2 protein-coding genes are annotated in these 2,027 nt (G+C 63.1%); both read right to left on the reverse strand.

Translation table 11 applies throughout. The features are described from left to right. On the reverse strand, window positions 1-954 hold a 954-nt coding region (locus VFA16_RS02330), incomplete at its 3' end, for an amidohydrolase family protein (protein ID WP_324966265.1). A gap of 40 nt (window positions 955-994) precedes the next feature. Next, a complete protein-coding gene (locus VFA16_RS02335) occupies window positions 995-1,852 on the reverse strand; it encodes an enoyl-CoA hydratase (RefSeq protein ID WP_324966266.1) in 858 nt (285 codons plus the stop codon). Window positions 1,853-2,027: the final 175 nt, after the last annotated feature.

Below are 2,027 nucleotides of genomic sequence, written 5' to 3' on the forward strand. Positions count from 1 at the left end.
CTCGCGGAAATGGTGCGGATAGTTGTTGGCCGCCTTCTTCAGCCGCTTGATCAGCCGGTACACGAAGTACGACCCGTTCTCGATGCTCGCCACTCGCAGTTTCGGATGACGGGTGAACACGCCATGCACGATCATCGAGGCCATCGTGTCATGGATCGCGCGATCATCAAGCAGCACCACATCCAAAGGGTCCTTGGCGCCGAAACCCTCGAAGGTCGACTTGCCGCCCCACATCGCGGCGATCTGCAGATAGCCGCTGTCGCTGAGATGAAAGCCCACTGGCACGCCCGCCTCGGCCAGCCGGGCCCACACCGGATCGTGGACCGGATCGCCCAACGACCGCGGTTTGACCACACCCGGCACGGGAGCCGGGCGCACCAACACCAGCTTGGCGCCGCGCGCCAACACGAATTCCACTTCGTCGACCGCTTTTTCGGGATCGGCCAACGAGATGATCGGCGCCGCGATGATCCGGTGGTCGGGCCGATCGAAACCCCAATCCTCGTCGAGCCACAGGTTGAATGCGTGCACCGATGCCATCGTCGCCTCGATGTCGTGTTTGAGCGCTTCCTCGACGCCGCACGCGAACGTCGGCAACATGAACACCGTTTCGATGCCCTGGCTATCCATCACCGCGATACGGGCGTCGCGGTTTTGGTACTCCGGGTGATCCTCCAGCCGTTCGACTTTCATCAGCGAGGCCGGGTCGACACCCTCAGGAACCTCGCCGCGGAACAGCAGGTCAAGACAGCCCGGCACGATGATCGGGTCAAAGGTGGGATTGGGGATGAAGTGGTTGACCCGCTCACCGATGACGGCATAGGTGTGCTTGCCGTCGGTGAGCATCTGAACGCCGCGGCGCTTGAACTTCTTGTCCAGATGGCGGGTGAAAGCATCCAGTGGCTCGTAGTAATGGTTGTCGACGTCAATCGGTTTGTAGTCCAAGCTCGTCATGGTCATCCTTTCGGTACCGCACGCGCTATTGCCCCGCTAATCACTCGGATGAGCCCAGTCCCGGGAAGTTTGGTGCTCGTTTTTCAAAGAAGCTGGTAATGCCCTCGATGACGTCGGGCCGCAACAGCGACGCGTGGAGCAATGCCTGGGCCCGCGCGGTCGCGTCATCGACGTCTCGTGTGGCGTCGCCATAGGCCTGCCGCTTGATGACGGCCATCGAAGCCGGCGAGCAGTGTCGCGCGATGTCCTCGGCGTATTCCAGAGTGCGTGCCATCAACGCTTCCGGCTGGACCACTTCCTTGACCAGACCAAGCTCGGCCGCCTCCTCGGCGAGAAACGTGCGCCCGCTCAACAACAGGTCGAGTGCGACGCCCCAGCCGGTCAGCCGCGGAAGGATCCACGAGACGCCGTACTCCGCAATGAGGCCCCGACGCGCAAACGATGCGGCGAACTTCGCGCCGGCGGCGGCGAACCGCACATCACACATCAGCGCGAGAGTGAACCCGATACCCACACATGAGCCGTTGACGGCCGCGATCACAGGCTTGCGCAAAGTGGTCAGGAAATGGGGTTGCCGTTCGCCGACCAACTCGCTCAGGGTCCGCTCGTCGGTGTCCTCCAGCGACTTGCCAACCATTTCCATCGAGCCCAGCTGGGCACCCGCGCAAAAGGCCTTGCCGCTACCGGTCACTACGAGTACCCGGACAGCCGGATCCTGGTCGGCGCGCTGAAGGCTCGAATAGAAGGGGCGAGCAATGTCGCCGCCCCACGTGTTGAGCCGCTCGGGCCGGTTCAGGGTCAGCACCGCGACACCGCTGTCGGTCAGCTCATAGCGCACCGCGTCGTCTTGATCGGCGGGGGCGCCGGCCGCAGCAGCGACGTCGTCGGCGGTGCTCATCGCAGCGTCTCCTCAATCCCGGGCCCGCTGACACCAGCGTCTTTGTACCCATACTGTATACCTATCGGTACAGCATTCCGCAACTAGGTCGACTATGGTGCGATCAGCCCCAGGCGACGATAGGCATTCTTGATCTGTTCCCTGGCCGCCGCAGGCAATTCGGCCTGCGGAGGCC

Source organism: Mycobacterium sp. (assembly GCF_035653355.1).
Lineage (GTDB): Bacteria > Actinomycetota > Actinomycetes > Mycobacteriales > Mycobacteriaceae > Mycobacterium.

What these genes read in the sequence shown, in the direction of transcription:
- VFA16_RS02335 (WP_324966266.1), bottom strand. Translation starts at nt 1,852, where the DNA reads ATGAGCACCGCCGACGACGTCGCTGCTGCGGCCGGCGCCCCCGCCGAT.